We start from the raw sequence: 23,296 nt of genomic DNA, 5'->3' as shown, positions 1-23,296 counted from the left end.
TTTGCCGTTAGAATAGAAACTCCTTCTGATGGCATTTCCCTTACGCGAGGCGAGTCATGAGTTTATCCGCAACGATGCAGCAAGCGAAAACCGAGGCAACACAACCTGCGCAACGCAGCAGCCAATTGGCAACGCAACACCAGCAAAGAAATTCGAGTGCTGCTCAAAGCGAATTGTCTGACCTTCGCCCGCAAGCCACCGCACAGCGTCAGCTACAAGACACCGCCAACAACAGCCCGCAAAGCCATCAGCTCAACACCTTTCAACAGATGGCGCAAAACAGCGCTCGCGCCACACAGCTCAAAGCCATGAGCGCAATGATGAATGCGCCTGCTGTGCAACGGGTGGAAGAAGAGGAACCGCTCCAAGCTAAATCGGCAACCGAAACAGCCCAGCGTGACGTAGCAGATGCAGCCGAAGCGCCTAAGCCAAATAACACTGGCCTGCCCGACAATCTTAAATCCGGTGTCGAATCGCTGTCCGGCATGAGCATGGATCATGTCAAGGTGCACTACAACTCCTCACAGCCAGCACAATTGAATGCCCACGCCTATGCGCAAGGCAGTGAGATTCATGTCGCCCCAGGGCAAGAGCGCCATTTGCCGCACGAGGCCTGGCACGTCGTGCAGCAGGCACAAGGACGCGTGCAGCCGACGATGCTGATGAAGGCTGGAGTGCCGGTGAATGATGATGCGGGGTTAGAGGCTGAGGCGGATGCAATGGGGGCAAAGGCATTAACGTCTGGGCAAACCGCAGTACAAATTAAAAGTACAGGAGCAACATCTTCATCCGATAGCCAGTGCGTGCAAACGAAGATGGTGGATGTTACTACCAATGAAACGCTTGTTAACAATGGACTGACAAAAACAAAATTCCGAAAAGCTAAAAAAGCCATTCTTGATCACTCAGTAGCGGGAGAATGGAAAAACATATTAAATTACCGGCTCATCGATGATAAAGAAGTAGTGGAGCAGCTAGAGCGCGAAATAACCGGAGAAAAGATTACAGCAGAGATTGAATTTTACATGGGATCAGCCTCTCTTTTATACCCCAATACGTTTGTCTATGAATCAGTAGGCAGCATGGTTCCCGATGTAAACAAGTTTAAAGTTGTAGACCCAGGAAATGCCACAGTCATCAAGCGCACTTCAAATGACAAGAGTAAAGATGTTCCCGAAAATCGGGAGAGTAAACCCGTAGGTTATGTTGTAAACCTCGCGTCTTACTATGGAGAAAAAGGTGTCAATAATATCGCCCCCGCCTATTACAGTGATGCCATCAGCGGATCAGAAGAGGAAAAAGGTAACCGCCTTGCCATTGTTGCCGGTTTAAACTCTTTCGAGCCCGTTACAGAAACAGCGTATACCCAAACAACATCGAAACTGGATAGTGCTGTCAGTAGTTTTAAAATGCCGGGCTTTGCTGCTAACGTGAGTACGTTTGGTTTTCTGTGGCAACCACAATGGCAAAAAAATGGAGCGAATGTTTCAATAGATAAACTACGCAGTGTTCTATCACTCTATGGTGATGAATCAAAAGTAGCCAAAGAGTTTCTGGAACAACAAAAAGGTTACAAATCCTACCTGCCCTACGGCATCTTCCGCGAAACAGTGACCGCCAGCCCGCAAACCAAATCCTTTGTGTCAAAACTTAGTGCATACAATGACCCAGTCTATATTCACTCGGGAGACGGTGACTCGATCGACCTGAAGATTCCATCCGGCGAAGGCCCTGAACTCAGTGACACCGGCGTACTGGATCGATACAGCGAAGCCCTTGGACAAAAAGAACACAATCCTATGCTTGCCATTGGCGGTTATAACTTTTTCCGCATCAATGAAATTAATGTGAAATCTGAAATTGTCAAAGCCGATTCCACTATTACTGACTATCGTGAAGTGGTGGGCAAAGATACCAAGATCGATAAAACAAAGACAATTCTTCTGGACAAACTGCAAGACAAAGACGCGCTACTCGTCGATCAACGCTGCAAACAGATCATTCACAACACACAAGTCGTTAATCGTTGGGATCACTTGATACGTGGTGCAATCGCCAAGGTCTTTCCCAAGATGCTCTACCCCACTGAACCGAATATGCTGATCAAAGCGCACGACAGCAATGACGGCTTTAATCTCTTCAGCCATGAGAAATTTGAAAGCAACGGTACGCTTAAACAAGAGCAAAGAGGAACGCTGTGGGGAAACTCTGCCTCAGAGGGGCGCATACTCCGGGAAAATCTTGAAAAGATGTATCCAGACAAAGCCACCAAAAGCGGTAAAAACTTCGTCGACTGGATAGAAAACGCCTCACTGCCCACAGATACACGCGGCTTTGAAAGACACTTTCTGGTATCCGGCTACGAACGCTATCCCGACAGCATGGAAGAAAAAGACTGGCCACCGGTTTATCACCCACCAAGGGAGGAAATAAGAAATAAGCCCATACCGCTAGAAACCGAAGCGATTCAACAAGCACAGTCCTACACCAGTGCTGCTCGCCTGGCAGATATGTATTGCCGCGCCGCAGGAATAGAAAAAGACTCAAAGGACGGCAAAGCCGCCAAGATGTCATTTGATGAAATAGAAAGCATAACCCAGCTCCTGATGAGCGGCCAGACTGTTGAAATATCAACGAACAAAGGTACAGGGGTACCGGGTGAAATTGTGTTGAAGATCAAAGAAGACTTTCTTGCGAAGTTTGGTGTGGAATAAGTAATCGGATTAATTTCCACGTTAAGCGTAGTGAATTTAAGGTCGTAGACTATGCCGTAAGCACCGCTGGCCAATGTCCTCTACGCATATTCCTGATTTTATTTTTTAACGTTATTAAATTATTACCAAATCATGGATAAATCCATTGGTTTTGCCATTAGTATAGATTCTCTTTCTTGTGGCATTTCCCTTACACGAGGCAAGTCATGAGTTCATTCGCAGCGATGCAGCACGTAAAACCCGAGGCAGCACAACCTGCGCGACTCCAGCACAGCAATGCGAGTGCTGTTCAAAGTGAATTTACTGACCAGCGCCCGCAAGCCACAGTACAGAGGCAATTGCAAAACGCCGCCAACAACAGTCCACAAAGCCACCAGCTCAAGGCATTGCAGCAGATGACACAAAACAGCAATCGCAGCATGCAGCTCAAAGCAATGGGGGTAATAATGAATGCACCAGCTGTGCAACGAGTGGAACAAGCGAATCAACTGCAAACCAAATCGAAGAATTCGATTGTTCAGTTATTGAACCCAACAACTATATCGTCCGGTGGCACACTCCAACTGGCAACCGAGATTAACCATGATGCAGGTCATGTTGTGACCAACAGCGGCCCAAATGGCGAGGCCGAAGCACACGTTGTTGGTAAGTCGATGAAGGCAAAACTCGACGTGCGCCACCCCGTCGTTGGAACGGCAACGGGAGTCAATTGGACCTGGATGCAGCATTTACGCAGGACTTACCCCAGGGCTGGTGTCGTCCGTGGGCACTTGCTAAACCATGATCTGGGTGGATTTTCGATTCCAGAAAATCTCTACCCTATCTCTACCGAAGCGAATGCCGATCATTCTCAAAAAGTAGAACAGAAAGTGAAAGCACTCTTAAGTGCAGCAGAACGGCAACACCAGAGGCAACCCGACAGCGCTCCGAGAATTGAGTACGAGGTTGATGTTGAGGAAGGCACGGCGGAAGATCCTAGTAAGGCGACGTTTAAGTGCTCCTATGGGATAGAAAATAATCCGCAGAGCAAAGTTACCGTTCCATCTGACTTAGGTTCGCACAAGGGAGGATTTCGAGGAAGTGGAAATCAGAAAGCTCCTGCGGCGTGGGCACACGGCAAACGGAAGGGAACAGATGTTGAGAGTAACCCCTTAACAGACTACACTGATGATCCATCCAAGCGCGTAAACGCCATGGTCAACATTACAGCGGCGGCGGCGCGTAAGGATGGAGTTCTTGAGACAGCGAACGTGAACGCACCAGCCTCAGTCAGACTTCCAGCGGTAGCAGATCCCGCGTCCAAAGATCGATTCTTAAATTGGGAGCCCAAACTAGGAACGCGAGATCGTTACGCGTTGAGGGTTTTCAAGAATCTGGGGAAGGATCTGAAATCGATAAAGCAAGATATCTTTGCTAGCGAAATCGAGCGTTGGCAGGAGGACGATGACTATATACCCACACTCGAAAACATGCTTAATAAGTTGCGACTGCAATTCACTGCATTGGTGGATAACTGGATAATTGGTGACCATTTGTTCGCGAATCTTTGGGGAAAAGAGACTAAGCGTCATACGAAGAACAAAAGCATCTTGACGAAGACGAGGAGAGGCAAGAGTAAATAAAACACAAATAGAATTAATGCCAGTGCAGATAAAGTGCCAGTTAACTAAACTGCTAGGCGAGCACGTGTCGCCCGCCCTGCATATTCCATCGTCAGTCTACTTACTGGTACTTTTCGCCCGCGCCACGTGCAATTTTTTGTAGCTGTCAATCAAACGCTGGTGACGCTCCAGACCTTCCAGTTTCATACTCGTCGGCGTTAAACCGTAGAAGCGTACGCTGCCATTGACCGATCCGATGGCCGCATCCATGCGCTCGTTGCCAAACATACGGCGGAAATTGGCTTCGTAATCGTTCAACTCTAATTCATCGTCCAGTGTGACTTCCAGCACTACGTTGAGCGCTTGATAAAACAAGCCGCGTTCGACGCTGTTGTCGTTGTATTGCAGGAAGGCTTGCGTTAAATCCTGCGCGTCGTCGAGTTGCGCTAAGGCGAGATGGATCAGCAGTTTTAATTCCAGCACGGTGAGTTGTCCCCACACTGTATTTTCATCAAATTCAATGCCGATCAGGGTGGCGATGTCGCTGTAATCGTCCAGCTCATTGTTATCTAAACGATCCAGCAAGTCTTCCAGCGCATCGTCATCGAGCTGACGTATATTCAGAATATCGCTGCGGAACAATAAGGCTTTGTTGGTGTTATCCCAGATCAGATCTTCGACGGGGTACACTTCTGAATAACCCGGCACCAGGATGCGGCAAGCCGTCGCGCCTAACTGGTCGTACACCGCCATGTAGGATTCTTTGCCCATATCTCCGAGGATGCCAAACAAGGTTGCAGCTTCGTCGGCATTGGAGTTTTCACCTTGACCAGAGAAATCCCATTCCACAAATTCGTAGTCGGCTTTGGCACTGAAGAAGCGCCATGACACGACGCCACTGGAATCGATGAAATGTTCAACAAAGTTATTCGGCTCCGTCACAGCCTGGCTGACGAAGGTGGGTTGCGGTAAATCATTCAGGCCTTCAAAGCTACGGCCCTGCAACAATTCTGTCAGACTGCGTTCCAACGCAACTTCAAAGCTGGGATGCGCACCAAACGAAGCAAATACGCCGCCGGTACGCGGGTTCATCAGGGTCACGCACATGACCGGATATTGCCCGCCTAGCGAAGCATCTTTGACCAGCACCGGAAAGCCTTGTTCTTCCAATCCCTGTATACCAGCCAAGATGCCGGGATACTTTGCCAGCACGTCTTGCGGCACATCAGGCAAGGCGATTTCACCTTCGAGAATTTCACGTTTGACTGCGCGTTCAAAAATTTCAGACAGACATTGCACCTGCGCTTCAGCCAGCGTATTACCAGCACTCATGCCATTGCTGGCAAACAGGTTTTCTATCAGGTTCGATGGGAAATAAACGGTCTCGCCGTCGGATTGGCGCACGAATGGTAATGAGCAAATACCACGTTCTGCGTTACCCGAATTGGTGTCGATCAGGTGCGAGCCACGCAGTTCTTTATCGGGGTTGTAAATCTCCAGGCTGTATGCATCCAGTATATCTTTTGGCAGCGCGTCTTTTTTGCCCGGCTTGAACCATTTTTCATTCGGGTAATGCACAAACTCGGCATTGGCGATGTCTTCGCCCCAAAACGAACCAGCGTAAAAATGATTATTACTCAGGCGCTCAATGTACTCGCCCAGCGCCGACGCCAAAGCGCTTTCTTTGGTCGCGCCTTTGCCATTGGTAAAGCACATCGGTGAATGCGCATCACGGATATGCAATGACCACACATTCGGAATGATATTGCGCCACGAAGCGATTTCGATTTTGATGCCAAGACCCGCGAGTAAGCCTGACATATTCGCGATGGTTTGCTCTAACGGCAAGTCTTTGCCGAGGATATAGGTCGCGGCATCCGCATCTGGATTCAGGGTCAGCAAGGCTTGCGCATCGGCATCGAGACTTTCGACTTCTTCGATCACAAATTGCGGGCCTTCCTGCACGACTTTTTTGACAGTGCAACGTTCAATTGAGCGCAAAATACCCTGGCGATCTTTATCAGAAATATCGGCGGGTAACTCAACCTGAATTTTGAAGATTTGCGCGTAACGGTTTTCCGGGTCAACAATATTGTTTTGCGACAGACGGATATTCTCAGTAGGAATATTGCGCGTGTTGCAATACAACTTCACGAAGTACGCCGCGCACAATGCCGATGAAGCCAAAAAGTAATCAAAAGGCCCGGGCGCTGAGCCGTCGCCCTTATAGCGTATAGGCTGATCAGCGATCACCGTGAAATCATCGAACTTGGCTTCAAGGCGAAGCTTATCGAGAAAGTTGACTTTAATTTCCATGAGGAGTGTTCCAAAAAAGCGGCCAAAAGCGCATTAAAAGTAAATCAGGCGCCATTATCCGTTCTTTTAGGTGTGTACGCACTGTGTACGCATCAATCGCTTTGCACCTCTGATGCATTAAAGCAAACGATATGTACACCCAGGTTTCCCGATGCTAAAAAATTCACAGGTAAAATAGGCCAACCGGTTCGACACGCGTACCGCTATTGATCCCTTTAAAACCTGTGTTCAGGTAGTTCACAATATGAAGTTAATTCTTAGCCTGCTTCTCAGTTACTGCCTGGCAGCATCAACGTTAGCGGCGGATGTTGAAATAATGCGGGCGCAGTCAAATGATAGTGAAAGCATGACGGCGAGGACGCCGCTACTTACACAGGTGAGTCAAATAAGAAATGTCTTGATTGTCGATGCAGTTCGAGAAAATGATCGATGGCTCAATGCAGAAAAAAAGATGAAAGAATCGTCTCTCGCAAAAGCAATTGCAGACGCACACAAAAAAAGCGTCGCTGAGAATACGATCCAAGCTTACACCGAAGTCATAAAGCAATGCCAGCGTGAAACCTCTCAGCTACAGACAGTGCCGTTTATGCGCAGTGATAGTCAGCAAGCACATTGCTACCGTTACTGATGCTGCCGTCACCAGGTAACTCAGGAGCAAGCATCATTCCGCCGGATTCTCACTGTTTTAATGACAATCAAAAGAACAGCAATCTTAGATGCAGCTCCTTTCCCCTCTTTGCGAGGAGGAGAAAGGAAGCACCGATTTATTATTTTTTGTAAATGCCGACACCAAGCAGGTAGTTGTCGACTTTTTCTATGTACGTCGTTTTTTGATCCAGCAATTTAGTGATGGGATTAGGCCAGCGATATTCGACCCAGCCTGAGCCCTTCGTTTTTGCGACCTGCAGCATTTCTTTGGTCACCAGTTTTCCGTCGCCATCTTTAAAATCCATCAGCGGTTTTCCGACCAGTTTGGTATTCGCCGATGCGAGCATGGTTCCTTCCATATCGAATGCAATGACATACAGATCGCGGTCATGGAATTGTTTGTTGGAAGGATCGTTGAAATCTGCCAGCGCCTTGTCTTTGCCATTGGCTTTAAAGTGGGCAATCGCTTTTTTTACCATTGCTGTCGCCTGTTCAGCAGTGCCGTGATCCTCTGCTGCTGAAGACACGCCGCATACAGCAACAGTCATCAGAAATGCCAGTATCATTGATCCGATTTTTTTCATGTCAGTCTCCCTATTTTTGGTATACATATTGGCTCCCGCTGCTGTCGAGTCGTGACGGGCACGATCATGACAGGCCGGATTGCTGCCCAGTATAGGGTTAGTGAAAAATTCTTATTGCAAGAAATTGTTGAATCGATTTGAGTAAAATCATACACAGCGGTAAGCCGCAACCCGTGCCCTGCACCACGCTGCCGCACATGTGTCTTAACACGATGTATATAAACAACGGTATCGCAACGACAAGCTGAGATCGGAAAGCCTGGTTGTAAGTTTGTGTTTTGCGGTTCCTCATACATGAGCAAGCGCAGCGAAACAAAGTAATACACCAGAGATGGCATCGATTGACGCCGCTTATTGATGACGCTTATTGATGGCGGAGAATTTGATAATCGGTGCGTAATTTGAGACTAATTTCTTTTCCCATCACCGAGACATCGGTTTCTACCATTTCGGACTTCACCAGATTATCCCCGTTTACCTGTTTTTCATATTCAGTGACGGCAACAATGCGGTTCATTTTGAGGATGATCTTGACGCGGAAGGCTTCAGTATTACTGTATTCCATTCTTTGTAAATCGCCCTTTTCGTTGAGTGTGATAATGCCTGCAATTTTGTCAGGAGGTACGCCTCGTAAATCAGCGTCTTTACGCATGTGAAAACGCCAGCGTCTGGGATGATTGCCCGCATCTATCGCCTGCAAGGATTTCTCATCGACCTGTGCGCTCAGCATTTCCTGCTCGGCACTTTCCATTTTTTCGAGAAATTTTCTGGTTTCTTTTTCTGTGGGCGTTCTGCCTTCAAATGACTCCAACAACCATTGCTGCTTTTTCTCTTTGGCCGGATCAAACACACCTACGCTTTTGAGCTTATCATTTTCATGGGATGTCACACGATAATGCCATGCGCTGACTTTACTCTGATCTGCAACTTTCAGCGCATCCATGACAACATGCGCACTGGCGCTTGAGGAAAACGCCAGACACATCAGTAATCCACGTAAAAACATTTTTTTCCTTTCTGTTTTCGTTCGGTATGACGCAAAAAAGTGATGGCTATTTCAGGCATATCGTCCCCGAGCTTTTGCTTTGCGTTTTCGTCCTTGTCGCCACGCTCCGATAGCGTCAGATGCAACAGCACATTCTGGTTTTATTGCCCGACAGGTGTCTCACTGCCTGACTGTGTTGCATGATCTGTTTCGATACTGTCACGCCCGTTATTTTTTGCACGATATAAAGCAGCATCGGCTCGCTGCAGCAAATGATCAAAATCGTCATCTGCGCTGGCATTACTGGCAATGCCAACGCTGAGAGTACAGAGCGGTAAATCCGTTTGCGCATTTTTCAGCGATGCCTGAATCCTGGCGGCGACCAATCGCGCTTCAGCCACCGTTGTTCCAGGCAACACCACAACAAACTCTTCACCGCCGAAACGTGCGATCTGATCACATTCACGTAACAACTGACGGATTTTTCCCACTACGAATACAAGCACCTGATCCCCTACTGCATGACCATGCAGATCATTGACACATTTAAAGTGATCCAGATCTATCGCCAGCAGCGCCAGCGGAAAATCAGCCTGACGGGCATGCAATTGCAGTCGTTCATAGTAAGCGCCACAACCTCGGCGATTGAGCACACCCGTCAGAGGATCTTCAACCGCACGCTGCTCAAGCACAGCCTTTAAGCGACGCGATGCCATCACAAGGAAAACGACGCTTAACAACTGCACCAGTATTGTCGATGTTGCGAGATAGGTTGTTGCCAGATTACTGCCCTTCGCCAGATTCACACTCGTTTCATCCAACGTCAGTGCAACGCTGCCGCGCAACAAATTCAGACCAGCGTGCACTAATAACAGCACCATAAAAAAATAACTGCTGAAATGTTTCTCACCATGACGCCAGACCAAGCGGATCAGCGCACAATACATCACAAAAGTGGTCAGTGAATAAATCGCCACGCGCATGCTGAAATCAGGATTCACCACCAGCCACCACATCAATCCAGCGATGGTAAGACCCCAGATAAACAAAAACAAACGCCAGCTCGGCTTCTGCCCATAAAACAATTGGGTGCCGATCAGAGTCATGCCCTGCCCCCACAACATCGCGCCATTAAATCCGGGAATCGCAACGTATTCACTCAGTATTCCTTGCGTCGCGAGTATGGGCAACGCCAGCAAAGTCATTAACTGTGCCCACGCCCAATGCCCCACGCCCTGCACTTCTGACTTAAAAGTGCGATGCACCGAAAACATGATGACGCTCATGCCGATACAAATAAATGCATTCATGAAGACTAAGGTGTAGATATCAAGTGGCTTCATCGTGCTTTTATAATAGAAACAGGCTCGGGTTTTCGTGCGTGCAATTATAGTGGATTACACTCTGAAATTTCCTTAATGCAATTTTCGTGATAATGGAAGATGGTGTGCTTACGCACCGATACCATCAGTCTGGATGCACGAGCATCAGATTGATCATTTCGTAGCTCTTCTGAAATAAGCTGCTGATCCATCAGCGTTTTTTGCACAGTCGTCCATAGCGATTTACACTACGTTCTGCAGCGTCCATGACATACAAAAGCTACATTAAAACAGCACAAAAATCACGATAAAGGAAATCCATGCAAGACTGGCCTGTTTTAAAAACGCTGTGGCAGCGTCATTGTGACCCGGCTTATCAAGCCGATGCACGCGCATCGATGGAATGGGAACAACAGATACAAGCCTTGTATGCCAATCAAATTGCACACCCTGCCGCACTCAGATTTTTGCTACAAAAACGTCCAACTCTGGAAGAATTTCAAGACTGGGTCGCGAGTACCAGCGCACAGTATGTGGTCGCTGAGCACGAGCAGGAGACCGAGGATGACAACTATCGTCTTTCGTCTGAACAAATCGCGTTCTGGCAGGAAAACGGTTACCTGATTTTACCCAAAGTTATAGACGCCGCGGCATGTGCTGCCAGTTGCGACGCCATCTGGCAATATACGGGAGCGACGCTGCAAGACCCGTCAAGCTGGTATCAGCCACAATGCATACAGCACGGCCTGATGCTGCCCTTATACAATCATCCGCAATTGAACAGCAACCGCGCATCAAGACGTATTCGCGCTGCCTATACGCAGCTCTACGGTAGTGAGGCAATTTACAAGACGATCGATCACGTCAGTTTCAACCCACCGGAAACGGCCCATTTTTCTTTTCGCGGGAGTGCCCTGCACTGGGATGTCAGTATCGCGCAACCGATACCGGAACGCTACCAGGGTTTGCTGTATTTAACTGACTGCGCCGACAGCGATGGCACCTTTCATTGCGTTCCCGGTTTCCATCGCCAGATCGCCGACTGGCTCAAGCAATTCAAGCCCGAAGACAACATCCGGCACATTGCGGCAGAAACACTGACAACGCGCGCCGTACCGGGCAATGCAGGCGACTTTATCATCTGGCATCAGGCTCTGCCCCACTGCGCAACTCCGAATCACGGTCAAACCCCGCGCATGGTGCAGTATCTGACTTATATTCCGACGAATCATGTGGAACACAGCGTGTGGATCTGAGGTTGGGTGATTTTTATTTTGTTCAGCCTCTAGTTCTTCGAAAACCGATTACAGCATGCGCCCACGCTAATCGGAACATTCAGGCGCAATGGTTTGATGCACTATCCATTCAAAGTGCAATGTAGCTCGAATTAGCTAATAGCCGAAAATATTTACAATTAAGCCAACTTTTTCGCTAATATGATTATTTTCCGCATAGCCTTTCCACTACGCGAGGTCGATCATGAGTTCAGCAGCGCCATTGCAGCAAGCGACAGCCAATTCACACTCCGAAGCAAGGAATACCCCTCGCCAACTCAGGCAAAACTCAGCGAGATCTGCCAGCGAAAAGCAAAATAGCTTTGCTGACTCACGACCACAAACGGCTATACAACGTCGCCTGCGAGAAACAGCAGCCGATAGTCCGCAAACTACTCAATTACTAGCCTTGCAGCGCATGGCTGCGGCAAGTGAACACGCTAACCAACTCAAGGCAATGAAAGCAACAGCGAGCGCCGCTGCTCTGCAAAGAGTCGAAGACGAAGAACCGTTGCAAGCGAAGTTCTCCGCCATACAGCGGGTAGAGGAAGAAGAACCTCTGCAAGGCAAGTTCAGCACCGCACAGCGGGTGGAAGAAGACGAGCCCCTGCAAAATAAGCTGATGACCGCGCAAAGAACCGAAGACGAAGAACTGTTGCAGGGGAAATTCGCGCCTGTGCAACGCGTGGAGGAAGATGAACTGCTGCAAGGAAAATTCGATACTGTACAAAGACAAGAACAAGTCGCCGCCAGGCCCAATAATACTGGTCTGCCGAATCAACTCAAATCCGGTATCGAATCTCTTTCCGGCATGAGCATGGATCATGTGAAGGTGCATTACAACTCATCCCAACCAGCCCAACTCAACGCACTCGCTTACGCACAAGGCAGCGATATTCACGTCGCACCGGGGCAGGAACAACATTTACCGCATGAGGCCTGGCATGTCGTTCAGCAGGCGCAGGGGCGCGTCAAACCAACGATGCAGATGAAAGGCGGCGTACCGGTCAATGATGATGTCGGGCTAGAGACAGAAGCGGATGTGATGGGAGCGAAGGCTTTATCAATACAGAAAAAATCTGAAGACGGATCTACACATGGGGCCTCGGAAAAAACACTACATCTGGATAATGAGGCGCAAAGTTTCGGCTTTAATGTTAAAGAGTTAATCGATATAAAACGGAAAATTGACGGTATCGATGGTGGAGGAGCCGTGCAACGACACAAAACAGACGTTGTGCAGCAAAAGAGTACGTGTGCTGGACTTGCATATGTAAATTATGCAAATCTCAACAGTGACGGCAAGGCTGCGTACAATTTGCTAGATAATAAGCGAGCAAATTTTGCGAATATTGATAAAACTGATGGTGGAGTGAATGCAATCACCGATAGTCAGAGTCGCGTGATTTCGGCAGAGCGTACGATCTCGTCTACAGCGGCACCGAGAAGCTCAATACAAACGACTATTGGTTGGCTTGGCAGATTAGAAGAAGGCAAAACTACTGGCTACGATGGTGGTCATTTAATTGCATCAAGCCTGGGCGGACCTGGTACTTGGGGGAATATGGTTCCACAAGACTACATTGAAAATCGCTGGGGTGATTGGAGAAAATATGAAAGGGAAGTCAAAGCTGTCATCGCTAAGACTGGCTCTCCACCTATTCTTAAGGTTCAATTAGGCTATAGCGGAGACTCAGTTTTACCCAGCACATGGGATAGTTGGCTAGACGATAAACATGGTGTCAACCTCAACTGGTACTCAATGTTTTGATAATCGAAAGAGTCGCGTCAATAATCCTCCCTAATAAATCTGCGGCTCCCGGCACATTTTCACGCCAGCAGCCGCATTTTCATTAGGGGTTGCGGTGACGTACTCATCGTCAAAATGCGTCACCTGAATTGCACTACTTCGCAACGAAGCGTAGTGAACCGGCGTTGCGAATGCGCTTGCCGCTGCGTTCGGCGGGCATGAATTCACATGATCGGGCAATGCGCAGGCTTTCCTGATCGAGTTGTTCATCGTCACTGCCCCACTGTACTTTGGCATCCAGCACTTTTCCTGTCTCAGACGTATAAATACCGACGACGATACCCGCATCTTTATTTTTATTATCTCTGTCATCGGCGATACGCAATTTGTCTGAGGACTTGCAAGTCTTCGCTTCCAGCACTGCAGGACTTGTATAGCCCTGATCAAACTTCCAGCGATAGGCGGTATAAGTTTCACTCGGCACCCAGCGACCTTCGGGTAGTATCTGGCAGCCAATAATCGCGTTCATCACGGTCAGATCAAGCATTTTCCAGCCACTGCTACGGACTAACTGAAACGCCTTGATTTTGCCGCTCTCATCAATCATCAGCTTCAGCATAGTGTCACCTTGCATACCATAGCGAAGGGCAGCTTCGGGATACGTGGGAATCGCGCACGCAGTGGCAATATCAATTTTCATATCATTGATTTTCGGTGTCACAGAATCTGCGATGACATTGGTCGCGGACGCTGCAACTGGTGCCGACACCGCAACCGGTTCTGCCGGTACCGCGTCTCTGGCTATCGCGGCGGGCGACATCAAAGTTTGCAACAGCATCCACAACAAAACTGCTCCGGAAAATTGACGCATGCGATACCTTTTCAAAAAGAAGTAGATGAGTGGCGCAACATCTCTACAGCGTCGTTGCTGTCGCGGTGTGAACCAAATGTGCGGACATTAAAAACACAAATCGTGTCGCAAGATTGTAATTAGATTAATATCTTTCAATCAAGCAATTTAAATAAATATTGAATACAATCGTAGCGCTTGATGCGTATCACAACCAAGACGGCACATATTTCCCCCATCCACTTTTCTGACAGGTCTGTACTGATATGAAAAAAATCGCGCTACTTTTTAGTCTGCTGCTGACATTCGCAAGCCTGTCTTTCGCTACGCCACCTGCGCAGGAAAACCCGATCAGTGCTTCGCCGGCGGACAACGCCCCTGACAGCCAGTCTTACCCGCTGCTGTTTCTTCGTTGCGCCCCAATCAACTATCCCAAATATGCGCTGCGCTATGAGTTGCAAGGCGACACCACGATTTCCGCTATTGCCGATGCCGATGGCAAAGTCATCTCTGCAGAAATCGCCCAAAGCAGCGGCTGGCGCATACTGGATGACGCTGTGCTGCAAGCCGTACAGAACTGCAAGGTATTGGATCAGCCTGATATGGAAAAAACGCCTCTGAAAGGCACATTTAAATGGCGTATCAGTGGCATTGATTACCAACCGCCGCAATTGATCGCCGCCAGTTGTGCGACCTCAGATGCGGTGCATATTGCCTCTGACGAAGAAAAAGAACGCGGCATCGTGATCGGTGTTTATCTGGATAAAAAAGGAGTGGTCAAAAAAATGACTCTGGAATGGAGCAGCGGTACCGCTTCGGATATGGAGGCAATCCGTCTGCTCAAGAGCTGTCAGTTCTTACCCGCACAGGACGCAAAAAAGACGCTGGAATCTGCGATTTCCATACGCCTGATCGCTGATGTGAAGTCCAAAATACATCGCGACTATTCACAATTCTGAGGCGAATTGAGAACATCACCACCGGATATAGTGAAGTATGTCAAACGAAAACATATCGCTACAAATGCGGCAACATCCCGGGCAAGCAGTGATCACCGCTCACACGATTGTCACGACCGACGGTCCGCGTCATTATCTGATGGCGACACCGCGGAAACAAAATGAGAACTTGCGTCCGCTGGTGATTATTCTGCATGGAGCGGGGGCTTCTGCGGCACAAGTAATGGGGCTGGCGTTTCCGGTATCCCCCTTATCCGTCTGGTTAGAAATTGCTGAACGCGAACAATTGCTGGTTGTCGCACCGGATGGCAGTAAAAAAGGCTGGAATGATAGCTTTGCCCATGTCAGAAATAAGCCAGAGACAGATGATACGGGCATGATTCGTAACCTCATCGCACACATGATACGAGAGCATGAGGCTGATCCGCAGCGCGTTTATGTGATTGGCGTTTCCAAAGGCGGCATGATGGCTTACCGTTTGGCGACGGAGTTGGGATCGATGTTGGCGGCGTTTGCCAGCGTCCTGGCTAATATGCCGCAGCAAAGCGTGTGCGCGGCTCCCGTGACGCCGATATCAGCTCTGATCGTCGCCAGCACCCGCGATCCGCTGGTACCTTATGGCGGTGGTAAATATTTTTACACGCCGCTGCTAAGCCCGATGAAAAGCATCAACGACACCGTCGATATCTGGCGCACGCTGGCGAACCTGCCAGCAACCGGAAAGAGCGTTGATATTCCGAAATCTGCTGCAAGCAATCCGACCTCATGCACACGAATCACCTGGGGCGACAATCCAGAACAGCTTCAAATCGTTTTACTCAGAATCAATGGCGGTGGCCATGCGGAACCCAGCCAGAGTCAGTTTTACCCTTGGTTTCTGAGCAGACTGGTCGGCGCACAAAATACAGATATCGATATTGCCGAGGAAGCATGGGCATTTTTCAAAGACAAACGCTGCAAAGATGCTGGCGGCAACAGCCGACCTGAAACAGCATCTGGTGAAAACAAATAAATTCATTTCGTAAAACCAACTCTGCCATCTGCAACACAACTCCTACCAACAGATGTACTCACTGATGAAAGATCGCATGAATAAATATAGCCTCACCACACCGCGCTTGCTATTACTTGCGTCGGTGCTGTCTCTCAGCGCCTGCACGACGGTCAATTACACTGCACAGCAATTCGTGCCGAAAGACCCGGGGAAAATCAGCTTGTTGCCCAGCGTTGCGCCTGCGTACCAGCTTGAGAATCTCGAATACAAGCAAGCCGACGGTGCGATCAGCCGTGGCGTTTACATCCGCAAACCTGGCGTTGATTTTACGGTGCTGTATTTCATGGGCAGCGGTGTCCGTATAGATGCCAACGGTACGAGTTTTGCAAAAGCATTTACCGAACTGAACGCCAATGTAATCAGCTTTGATTATCGTGGTTTTGGGCGCAGCGATTCAAACGGCAAGCCGCATAGTCTGATCGAGCTGGAGAGTGATGCGCTCGCACTGTATGACTATGCCCGCAAAATGGTACCTGGCCGACTGGTCGTACACGGTCATTCTTTCGGCAGTTTTGTCGCAGCAAGACTGGCGAGCAAACGCGCCGTCGACGCATTGGTATTGGAGGGCACAGGAACCACCGCTCTCGCCTATTCCGACAATATGGTGCCGTGGTTCGCAAAGCCTTTCGTCAAAATCAATCTTGATGAAGAGTTAACCGCCGTCGATAATCGCGCCGCCCTGCGTAATTATGCTGGTCCGGTGCTGATCATTAACGGTGTCAACGATGTACAGACCCCGGCAGCCACCGCGCGCGAATTATTTGCCAGTATTCCGCGCAGCAATAAACGTTATGAAGAAGTTGCCAATGCCGGTCATATGAACGCATTAAGTAAGCCGGAAGCACTGAAAGCGTATCGTGATTTTTTAAACGGTCAGTTCTGATCTGACTAGCAAGCACCGCCGTCAGGTATTCGCATAGTCTGCGGCGGTGATAGTTCAAGCTGACATCAGCATCAAGCCAGCACGGCATCAGCGAAATCTCTTCATCACATCAGCAATTGAATCGCCAATGCCCACATCATGACGGCAATGGCGGCATCGAGAATGCGCCATGCCAGAGGACGGGCAAATAAGGGCGCGAGCAATCTGGCGCCGTAACCGAGTAAGCCATACCACAGCGCGGCATTACATAAAGCGCCAAGCCCGAACCAGAATTTTCCATCCCCGGGCTGCTGCGCCCCCACAGCACCCAGCAACACCAGTAAATCCAGATAGACGTGAGGGTTGAGCAGCGTCACCGCCAGCACGGCTGCCAGCGCAGGTCGCCAATGCATGGCTTGTTCGCCGCCGCTCACCCGCATACTGTGCGACTGCATCGCCGAACGCATGGCTCGCACGCCATACCAGAACAGAAAAGCAGCGCCGCCCCAACTGGCGATACGCATCCACAGCGGGTTATTGCTGAGCAAAGTTCCCATACCCAAAATGCCGATGGCGATCAGCACCGCTTCACAGACCACGCAAGCCAGCACCGTCAACGCGACATGCTCGCGCCGCAAGCCCATGCGCAGCACATGCGCATTTTGCGAACCAATAGCCATAATCAGGCTGGCACTGAGCCCCATGCCTTTCAAGAAAAACGTGAACATCTTTAGCGCTCCTGCTGCAATGAATAAGCTTGCATGATGCGGCGCTTCACGGCTAAGCTGAAGTAAATTTAATTTATTTACGATTACATTAAAATTTCTTCATAATGAAATTCGATACCCGCCAATGTGCAGCGCTGATGAGTGTGATCGACAACGGTAGTTTTGAAGCCGCAGCGCAACAGCTGAACCTGACACCATCGGCACTGTCACAACGAGTGCGGGCGCTGGAAACACAGCTGGGAACGACGTTGCTGATCCGCAGCCGCCCTTGCCGTGCTACGCCTGCCGGACAGCGATTCTTGCAGCACCTGCGACGCGTCGCGGAAATGGAGCAGGATTTAGCCGATACGTTTTCCGATCAGCCGCATGCCCCCGTCAGCATTGCGCTGGCGGTCAACGCGGATAGTCTGGACAGTTGGGTTTTGCCTGCACTGGCGGATTTTCTGATCAAAGAAAATATCTTGCTGGATCTGTGCATTGACGATCAGGAGCACACCCATACGTTGCTGGAAAACGGCACGGTGCTTGGTTGTATATCAGCACAACAAGCAGCGATGCGGGGTTGCGAGGCAGAAGTGCTGGGCAATATGCGTTATCAGGCGGTTGCCAGCAAAGCGTTTTGCGCACGCTGGTTTCCACAGGGAATGCAACGTGACAGCGCCCGCCTCGCCCCTGTGCTGACATTCAATCGTAAAGATCAATTGCAATCGCAGTTTTTGCTTGAGCATTTCGGTTTATCTGACAACGCATTTCCCCGTCACTACATTCCCGCCACCTCGCCGTATAACCGTGCTATTGCGCTGGGACTGGGCTGGGGCATGATTCCCGAGCTGATGTTGAAAGAGATGCCGGGCGAATCCGGACTCGTCAGACTCGCACCGGCACACCCGGTTGATGTCACCCTGTACTGGCATCGCTGGAAAGTACAGTCGCCACGTCTGGCGCGCTTGTCTGCGAAGCTGGTCGAAACAGCGCGACACGCCTTGCGCTGAAGAGCATGAACTGCTATCGGCTCAGGATGATGCCTATGTTAAACTTTTGCCCTCAGCCGTAAACAAGCGGACACATGGATATACATGGGCGCAAAAGGCTACACAGGACAATCATGACAACCGCAATTCATCAACTTTTCCCTCAGCCTTTATGGCAATGGTTTGAACAAATCTGTGCAATTCCGCACCCATCCAAACACGAAGCTGCACTCAGCAAATTTATCCAGCAATGGGCAAAACAACGCGGACTGCCGGTGGTGGTCGATCATGTCGGCAACCTCATCATCCGCAAACCAGCCACCGCTGGCATGGAAGACCGCAAAACCGTCGTGATACAAGCGCATCTGGATATGGTGCCGCAGAAGAATGCAGATAAAGTGTATGACTTCACGACCGATCCTATCCAGCCATGGATCGATGGCGAATGGGTCAAGGCAAGCGGTACAACATTAGGTGCCGACAACGGCATCGGTATGTCATCCGCGTTGGCGATTCTGGGTTCTGACGATATTCGCCACGGCCCGCTGGAAGTGCTGCTGACAGTCGACGAAGAAGCTGGCATGACAGGCGCGTTCGGCTTGCAGGCGGGCATGTTGGATGCTGAAATCCTGATCAATACCGACTCCGAACAGGAAGGCGAAATCTACATGGGTTGCGCCGGTGGTGTCGATGCAGAAATCAGCGTCGCTTTGCAATGGCAGCCAGCGCCAGCAAATCAGCAAGCGTTCACGCTCAGCATCGCAGGTCTGAAAGGCGGTCACTCCGGTGTAAATATTCATCTGGGACGCGGCAATGCTAACAAGCTGATTGCCCGCTTCCTTGCCGGGCATGCGCAAGAACTCGGATTATCGTTATCCGACATCAAAGGCGGCTCGCTGCGCAATGCGATTCCACGCGAGGCGCAATGCAGCTTTACGATTGCCGCGGCAAAAACTGCATTGTTAGCGCAACGCATCGCGCAATATCAGGCGATATTGCAAGCCGAGCTGGCCGTCGTGGAACCCGCATTAAAACTCAGTCTGCAAAGTACACCATTGCCTGCGCAGGTGTTGCAGGCCGCAACGCAGACAACACTGATTAACCTGATCAATAGCTGCCCGAACGGCGTGATCCGCATGAGTGACGAGATCACCGGCGTCACCGAAAGTTCGCTGAATGTCGGCGTGATCAGTACCTCGCAAGACAAAGTGAGCATCCTGTGCCTGATCCGTTCGCTGATCGATACTGGTCGTGAAAACATCGAAAGCACGCTGCAATCGCTGAGCGACCTGGCGGGTGCACAGATCGCGTTTTCCGGTTGCTATCCGGGCTGGAAGCCGGACACCAGCTCTGCGGTGATGGCGATCGTCAAAGATACCTATCAAAGTATTTATCACAAAGAACCGGTGATCATGGTGATTCATGCGGGGTTGGAATGTGGTCTGTTCAAAAAGCATTATCCTGAACTGGATATGGTCTCCATCGGTCCGACCATCCGTTATCCGCACGGCCCTGACGAAATGGTGAATATCGAAACTGTCGGTCAATACTGGACGTTGTTGCTGGCGGTACTGGAACGCATCCCGGCAAAATAATCTGCCGCAAATCTGCCGCAACAGACGCATGCGATCCACCCGGCATGCGTCTGCGTTAACTGGCATCGGATCGTTTTTCTCACCTCCTTATTGATTGTGGCTTGCAGCCGGTTTTCAGGCCAGAAGCCGCATCAAATATAGAAGACAGAGACATATCCCCATCGCTATGCCACATATATCCCGCTTATCTCCCACAGACCAACCTTCCACGACCCCGCAAATCGCCAAGCTGTTCGCCTGCGGTGTTGTTTTTTTGCTTATTTTTCTCCTTTCCCTGAGGTTGACGCTTTTTGTGCCGTTAATGTCATTAAGCGGACAGTCGATGGTTTGCGAACCGACTCTGCAATGAACCAGCAACGCGTGCTGATCGAAATACAGTTCAATTTCGCCGGAGGGATATATGCCTGTCAATCCAGTCGATGCCGCCACCGCCGTCGGCAGCACCTCAGCCATCAGCGCAGCCAGTCATGCGCAAATCGCCGCATTGCAAAGACAACTTGCAACATTACAAAAAGAGTTGACTGACGCAGAAAAAACAGCAACGACCGAAGCGTCGCAACGACAAATGCTGCAACTCAGGCTGCAAATTGCTGAAGTTGAACAAAAAATAGCCCGTCTGAAATTGGAACAGTCGCAAGCCATCAATGAGGCGGCAAGCAACAATGCCACGGCCAATAATACTCAGGATAACCAGAATGCGACACCTGCAGTACATCCGACGGAAACGCTGGGCAACCGTATCGATCAGTACATTTAATCTGCCCACAGTCGATTAAAACGATGTAGTAAGAGATCACGGCAACAACCGGCGCTGTGTCAGCGCATTTGTCTGTGCCGGATGATTCACTGCCTTAAATTTTTTGCATCGACCGCATTCCACACTGCTATTCCCCGTAAAAGTCAGCATCCAACTCACTCTTTCAGCCTGTAAGCGTCAGCAGATACCTGCCGTTCTGACATACAATGGCGCTCTTCTTGCTGCATGCCAGCAAACCGTCACGGAAAGAACTAATGAAGCTTTTTTTCAGATTATTGCGGGCCATACTCGGCCCTTTCATGCTGCTCAAAGAACGTCTGAGCAGACCGCAAGGGATCGTCCGCGCTCCGGAAGATCAGGCGAAAGTCGATGCAGCCTGCCAGAAACTGGCCTTGTATCAATTCGCGACCTGCCCGTTTTGTATCAAGGTTCGTCAGGAAATGCGGCGACTATCGCTCACAGTGGAATTTCGCGATGCACAAAAATCAGCACAACACCGTCAGGCTTTACTGACACAGGGCGGCAGCCCGAAAGTACCGTGTCTGCAAATCACCGATGACAAGGGCAAGGTCCGCTGGCTGTATGAATCGGGCGATATCATCCGTTATCTGCAACAGCAATTTGCCTGATTTTCCTGATGCGGCGAGCAACAGGCATAACGTCTCAATATAGATAAGCCTTTCCAGCGATTTTGCTGCCAGCAAGCGCATAAATAAGGGGACTCCGTTTGAACCTCAGAGATGGAAAGAATAGTGATGCAGATTGCGTGGAATGAATTTACCCCGATAACGTCCTTAGCCGGCGGCATACTGATAGGCCTGGCAGCGGTCATGCTGATGGCCGGACTGGGGCGCATTGCCGGTATCACTGGTATCGTTGCTGGCCTGTTCAGTCCGGTGCGTGGCGACTGGGCATGGCGTGCTTTGTTCACACTGGGAATGGTCGCAGCACCGCTGATCTATCGCCAATTTTCTACGTTGCCTGAAATCACGCTGGATACGGACTGGCTGACATTGCTGATCGCCGGTCTGTTGGTCGGCATCGGTACCCGCCTCGGCTCTGGTTGCACCAGCGGTCACGGCGTCTGCGGTCTGGCACGCATGTCGCCGCGTTCTATCGTTGCGACAGTCGCATTTATGAGCAGCGGTTTTCTGACCGTGTATGTCATACGCCACCTGTTCTGAGAGAGATGACCACATGAAAAAACTGATCGCCGCCGCATTCTGCGGCCTGATATTTGGTCTGGGTCTGATCGTCGCGGGAATGGCCAATCCGGCAAAGGTGCTCGCATTTCTTGATCTGGCCGGCACCTGGAATCCTTCACTGGCCTTCGTCATGGGAGGTGCCATCGGCGTCGCTATTATTACGTTCACGCTATTACACCGACGCTCGCTTTCATTGCTGGGAGAACCTATGCAATTCCCGACGATCTCGGTGATCGATCTGCGTCTGGTTGGCGGTAGCCTGTTATTTGGTATAGGCTGGGGCATGGCAGGTATTTGTCCGGGTCCAGCAGTTGTATTGCTGGGAGCAGGCATCGCCAAAGGCGCTGCATTTTTGCTGGCAATGATCGCCGGTATGTTGCTGGTTGACCGTTTCGATAAGAATAGAAAAGCGGACTGACAGTAAGCAGTCTGCTGAACGTAGTATCACTTTTACGCTGAATATTTCATATAAAAATCAAAAGCCTGCAAAATTGTGCAGGCTTTTTATGGCACTCAGGCTCACTGCCCATTACTGGTAAAAGCGTAATGCCACGTACGCGTGCCACCGTTAGCGAAACTATTCGATTTTGAGTTTCTGCACACCACCTGCGGGACGTTTCTTAGGTAAAGTCAGACTCAACACGCCGTTATCATATTTTGCGCTCGCTGATGCGGTATCAATTTCGACAGGCAATTGAAAACTCCGTGACACTTCGCCGAAATAGCGCTCGCTACGCAGCACTTTGTCGTCTTTCCGGCTGCTGTCTTCTTGCTTAATTTCAGCGCGCAAGGTAACGACATTGCCGTCCAGAGCAACATGGATATCGTCCTTAGGAACGCCGGGTACTTCCGCCTGTACCGTGTAAGCGCCCTCATTTTCCTGTACGTCAATCTTGATTTGCGCCGGGCTGGGAAGTGGATCACCGTGCAGAGGTTTGACATAAAACGCCGGGCTCAGATCACGGAAAAAATCATCAAAGAAACCACTGCCACGCGGTGTTAGTGCACCCATATTTCTCTCCTTATCATGTCGTTGCAATCGTCTTTACAAACATATCTGACACGCATGCACCTGATGCAGTTTCAGGCAACATGCTCCCTGATTCCATCCATAAGATAGG

General features: G+C 49.9%; 21 protein-coding genes. 14 read left to right on the top strand and 7 right to left on the bottom strand.

Going from position 1 to position 23,296, the window contains the following annotated elements:
- The first annotated feature begins 56 nt into the window (after positions 1–56).
- Together H8K26_RS17760 and H8K26_RS12020 are read left to right on the top strand one after the other, a co-directional pair.
- Entirely contained in the window at positions 57–2,714 is a 2,658-nt protein-coding gene (locus tag H8K26_RS17760) for an eCIS core domain-containing protein (protein WP_223826999.1), read from the top strand.
- Between the two features lie 206 nt (positions 2,715–2,920).
- Positions 2,921–4,336 (top strand): hypothetical protein, encoded by a 1,416-nt coding sequence (locus tag H8K26_RS12020; protein WP_190479815.1) that lies wholly within the window; start codon positions 2,921–2,923, stop codon positions 4,334–4,336.
- A gap of 96 nt (positions 4,337–4,432) precedes the next feature.
- Here the strand turns inward: H8K26_RS12020 and H8K26_RS12015 are convergent, their stop codons facing one another.
- On the bottom strand, positions 4,433–6,631 hold the full coding sequence (locus H8K26_RS12015) for an OsmC domain/YcaO domain-containing protein (protein ID WP_190479813.1): 2,199 nt from the start codon (positions 6,629–6,631) through the stop codon (positions 4,433–4,435).
- Positions 6,632–6,875: 244 nt separating this feature from the next.
- On the opposite strand from H8K26_RS12015, the gene H8K26_RS12010 reads away from it, so the two are divergent.
- The gene (locus tag H8K26_RS12010) at positions 6,876–7,259 is read left to right on the top strand and encodes a hypothetical protein (RefSeq protein WP_190479811.1); all 384 of its coding nucleotides are present in this window, start codon (positions 6,876–6,878) and stop codon (positions 7,257–7,259) included.
- A gap of 139 nt (positions 7,260–7,398) precedes the next feature.
- Here H8K26_RS12010 and H8K26_RS12005 read toward each other — a convergent pair whose 3' ends face one another.
- The 3 genes from H8K26_RS12005 to H8K26_RS11995 all read right to left on the bottom strand — a co-directional run bounded on the left by H8K26_RS12005 (position 7,399) and on the right by H8K26_RS11995 (position 10,191).
- On the bottom strand, positions 7,399–7,863 hold the full coding sequence (locus H8K26_RS12005) for a cache domain-containing protein (RefSeq protein ID WP_223826998.1): 465 nt from the start codon (positions 7,861–7,863) through the stop codon (positions 7,399–7,401).
- A 364-nt stretch (positions 7,864–8,227) separates the two neighbouring features.
- Positions 8,228–8,869: a hypothetical protein gene (locus tag H8K26_RS12000; protein WP_190479810.1), complete on the bottom strand. Its 642-nt coding sequence runs from the start codon at positions 8,867–8,869 to the stop codon at positions 8,228–8,230.
- 140 nt (positions 8,870–9,009) lie between these two features.
- Positions 9,010–10,191 (bottom strand): GGDEF domain-containing protein, encoded by a 1,182-nt coding sequence (locus H8K26_RS11995; protein WP_190479808.1) that lies wholly within the window; start codon positions 10,189–10,191, stop codon positions 9,010–9,012.
- 299 nt (positions 10,192–10,490) lie between these two features.
- Here H8K26_RS11995 and H8K26_RS11990 point away from each other — a divergent pair, with 299 nt between their 5' ends.
- Together H8K26_RS11990 and H8K26_RS11985 are read left to right on the top strand one after the other, a co-directional pair.
- Positions 10,491–11,426 carry a phytanoyl-CoA dioxygenase family protein gene (locus tag H8K26_RS11990; protein ID WP_190479806.1) on the top strand — a complete coding sequence of 312 codons (936 nt, stop codon included), beginning with the start codon at positions 10,491–10,493 and terminating at the stop codon, positions 11,424–11,426.
- Between the two features lie 223 nt (positions 11,427–11,649).
- Positions 11,650–13,215 carry a DNA/RNA non-specific endonuclease gene (locus H8K26_RS11985; protein WP_190479805.1) on the top strand — a complete coding sequence of 522 codons (1,566 nt, stop codon included), beginning with the start codon at positions 11,650–11,652 and terminating at the stop codon, positions 13,213–13,215.
- A 133-nt stretch (positions 13,216–13,348) separates the two neighbouring features.
- Here the strand turns inward: H8K26_RS11985 and H8K26_RS11980 are convergent, their stop codons facing one another.
- A complete protein-coding gene (locus H8K26_RS11980) occupies positions 13,349–14,065 on the bottom strand; it encodes a TonB family protein (protein ID WP_190479803.1) in 717 nt (238 codons plus the stop codon).
- A 245-nt stretch (positions 14,066–14,310) separates the two neighbouring features.
- Here H8K26_RS11980 and H8K26_RS11975 point away from each other — a divergent pair, with 245 nt between their 5' ends.
- From H8K26_RS11975 to H8K26_RS11965, 3 genes are all read left to right on the top strand, one after another.
- Entirely contained in the window at positions 14,311–15,003 is a 693-nt protein-coding gene (locus H8K26_RS11975) for an energy transducer TonB (protein ID WP_190479801.1), read from the top strand.
- A gap of 37 nt (positions 15,004–15,040) precedes the next feature.
- Positions 15,041–16,015, top strand: a complete 975-nt coding sequence (locus tag H8K26_RS11970; RefSeq protein ID WP_190479799.1) for a CE1 family esterase — start codon at positions 15,041–15,043, stop codon at positions 16,013–16,015.
- A 76-nt stretch (positions 16,016–16,091) separates the two neighbouring features.
- Complete coding sequence (locus tag H8K26_RS11965; RefSeq protein ID WP_190479797.1) at positions 16,092–16,940, top strand: alpha/beta fold hydrolase; 849 nt, start codon at positions 16,092–16,094, stop codon at positions 16,938–16,940.
- Positions 16,941–17,044: 104 nt separating this feature from the next.
- Here H8K26_RS11965 and H8K26_RS11960 read toward each other — a convergent pair whose 3' ends face one another.
- Entirely contained in the window at positions 17,045–17,647 is a 603-nt protein-coding gene (locus tag H8K26_RS11960; RefSeq protein WP_190479796.1) for a LysE/ArgO family amino acid transporter, read from the bottom strand.
- Positions 17,648–17,751: 104 nt separating this feature from the next.
- On the opposite strand from H8K26_RS11960, the gene H8K26_RS11955 reads away from it, so the two are divergent.
- The 6 genes from H8K26_RS11955 to H8K26_RS11930 all read left to right on the top strand — a co-directional run bounded on the left by H8K26_RS11955 (position 17,752) and on the right by H8K26_RS11930 (position 22,593).
- Positions 17,752–18,639: an HTH-type transcriptional regulator ArgP gene (locus H8K26_RS11955; RefSeq protein WP_190479794.1), complete on the top strand. Its 888-nt coding sequence runs from the start codon at positions 17,752–17,754 to the stop codon at positions 18,637–18,639.
- Positions 18,640–18,752: 113 nt separating this feature from the next.
- Entirely contained in the window at positions 18,753–20,213 is a 1,461-nt protein-coding gene (locus H8K26_RS11950) for an aminoacyl-histidine dipeptidase (protein WP_190479791.1), read from the top strand.
- 400 nt (positions 20,214–20,613) lie between these two features.
- Positions 20,614–20,970 carry a FlxA-like family protein gene (locus H8K26_RS11945; RefSeq protein WP_190479789.1) on the top strand — a complete coding sequence of 119 codons (357 nt, stop codon included), beginning with the start codon at positions 20,614–20,616 and terminating at the stop codon, positions 20,968–20,970.
- 254 nt (positions 20,971–21,224) lie between these two features.
- Positions 21,225–21,599 carry a glutathione S-transferase N-terminal domain-containing protein gene (locus H8K26_RS11940; protein WP_190479787.1) on the top strand — a complete coding sequence of 125 codons (375 nt, stop codon included), beginning with the start codon at positions 21,225–21,227 and terminating at the stop codon, positions 21,597–21,599.
- A 126-nt stretch (positions 21,600–21,725) separates the two neighbouring features.
- Positions 21,726–22,154: a YeeE/YedE family protein gene (locus H8K26_RS11935; protein WP_190480136.1), complete on the top strand. Its 429-nt coding sequence runs from the start codon at positions 21,726–21,728 to the stop codon at positions 22,152–22,154.
- Between the two features lie 13 nt (positions 22,155–22,167).
- Positions 22,168–22,593 carry a DUF6691 family protein gene (locus H8K26_RS11930; protein ID WP_190479785.1) on the top strand — a complete coding sequence of 142 codons (426 nt, stop codon included), beginning with the start codon at positions 22,168–22,170 and terminating at the stop codon, positions 22,591–22,593.
- A 159-nt stretch (positions 22,594–22,752) separates the two neighbouring features.
- On the opposite strand, the gene H8K26_RS11925 is transcribed toward H8K26_RS11930, so the two are convergent.
- Positions 22,753–23,187: an Hsp20/alpha crystallin family protein gene (locus H8K26_RS11925; protein WP_186885037.1), complete on the bottom strand. Its 435-nt coding sequence runs from the start codon at positions 23,185–23,187 to the stop codon at positions 22,753–22,755.
- Positions 23,188–23,296: the final 109 nt, after the last annotated feature.

Source organism: Cognatundibacterium aquatile (assembly GCF_014699135.1).
Taxonomy (GTDB): Bacteria; Pseudomonadota; Gammaproteobacteria; order Burkholderiales; family Burkholderiaceae_D; genus Undibacterium; species Undibacterium aquatile.
This window is presented reverse-complemented; position numbering and strand designations above follow the sequence as displayed.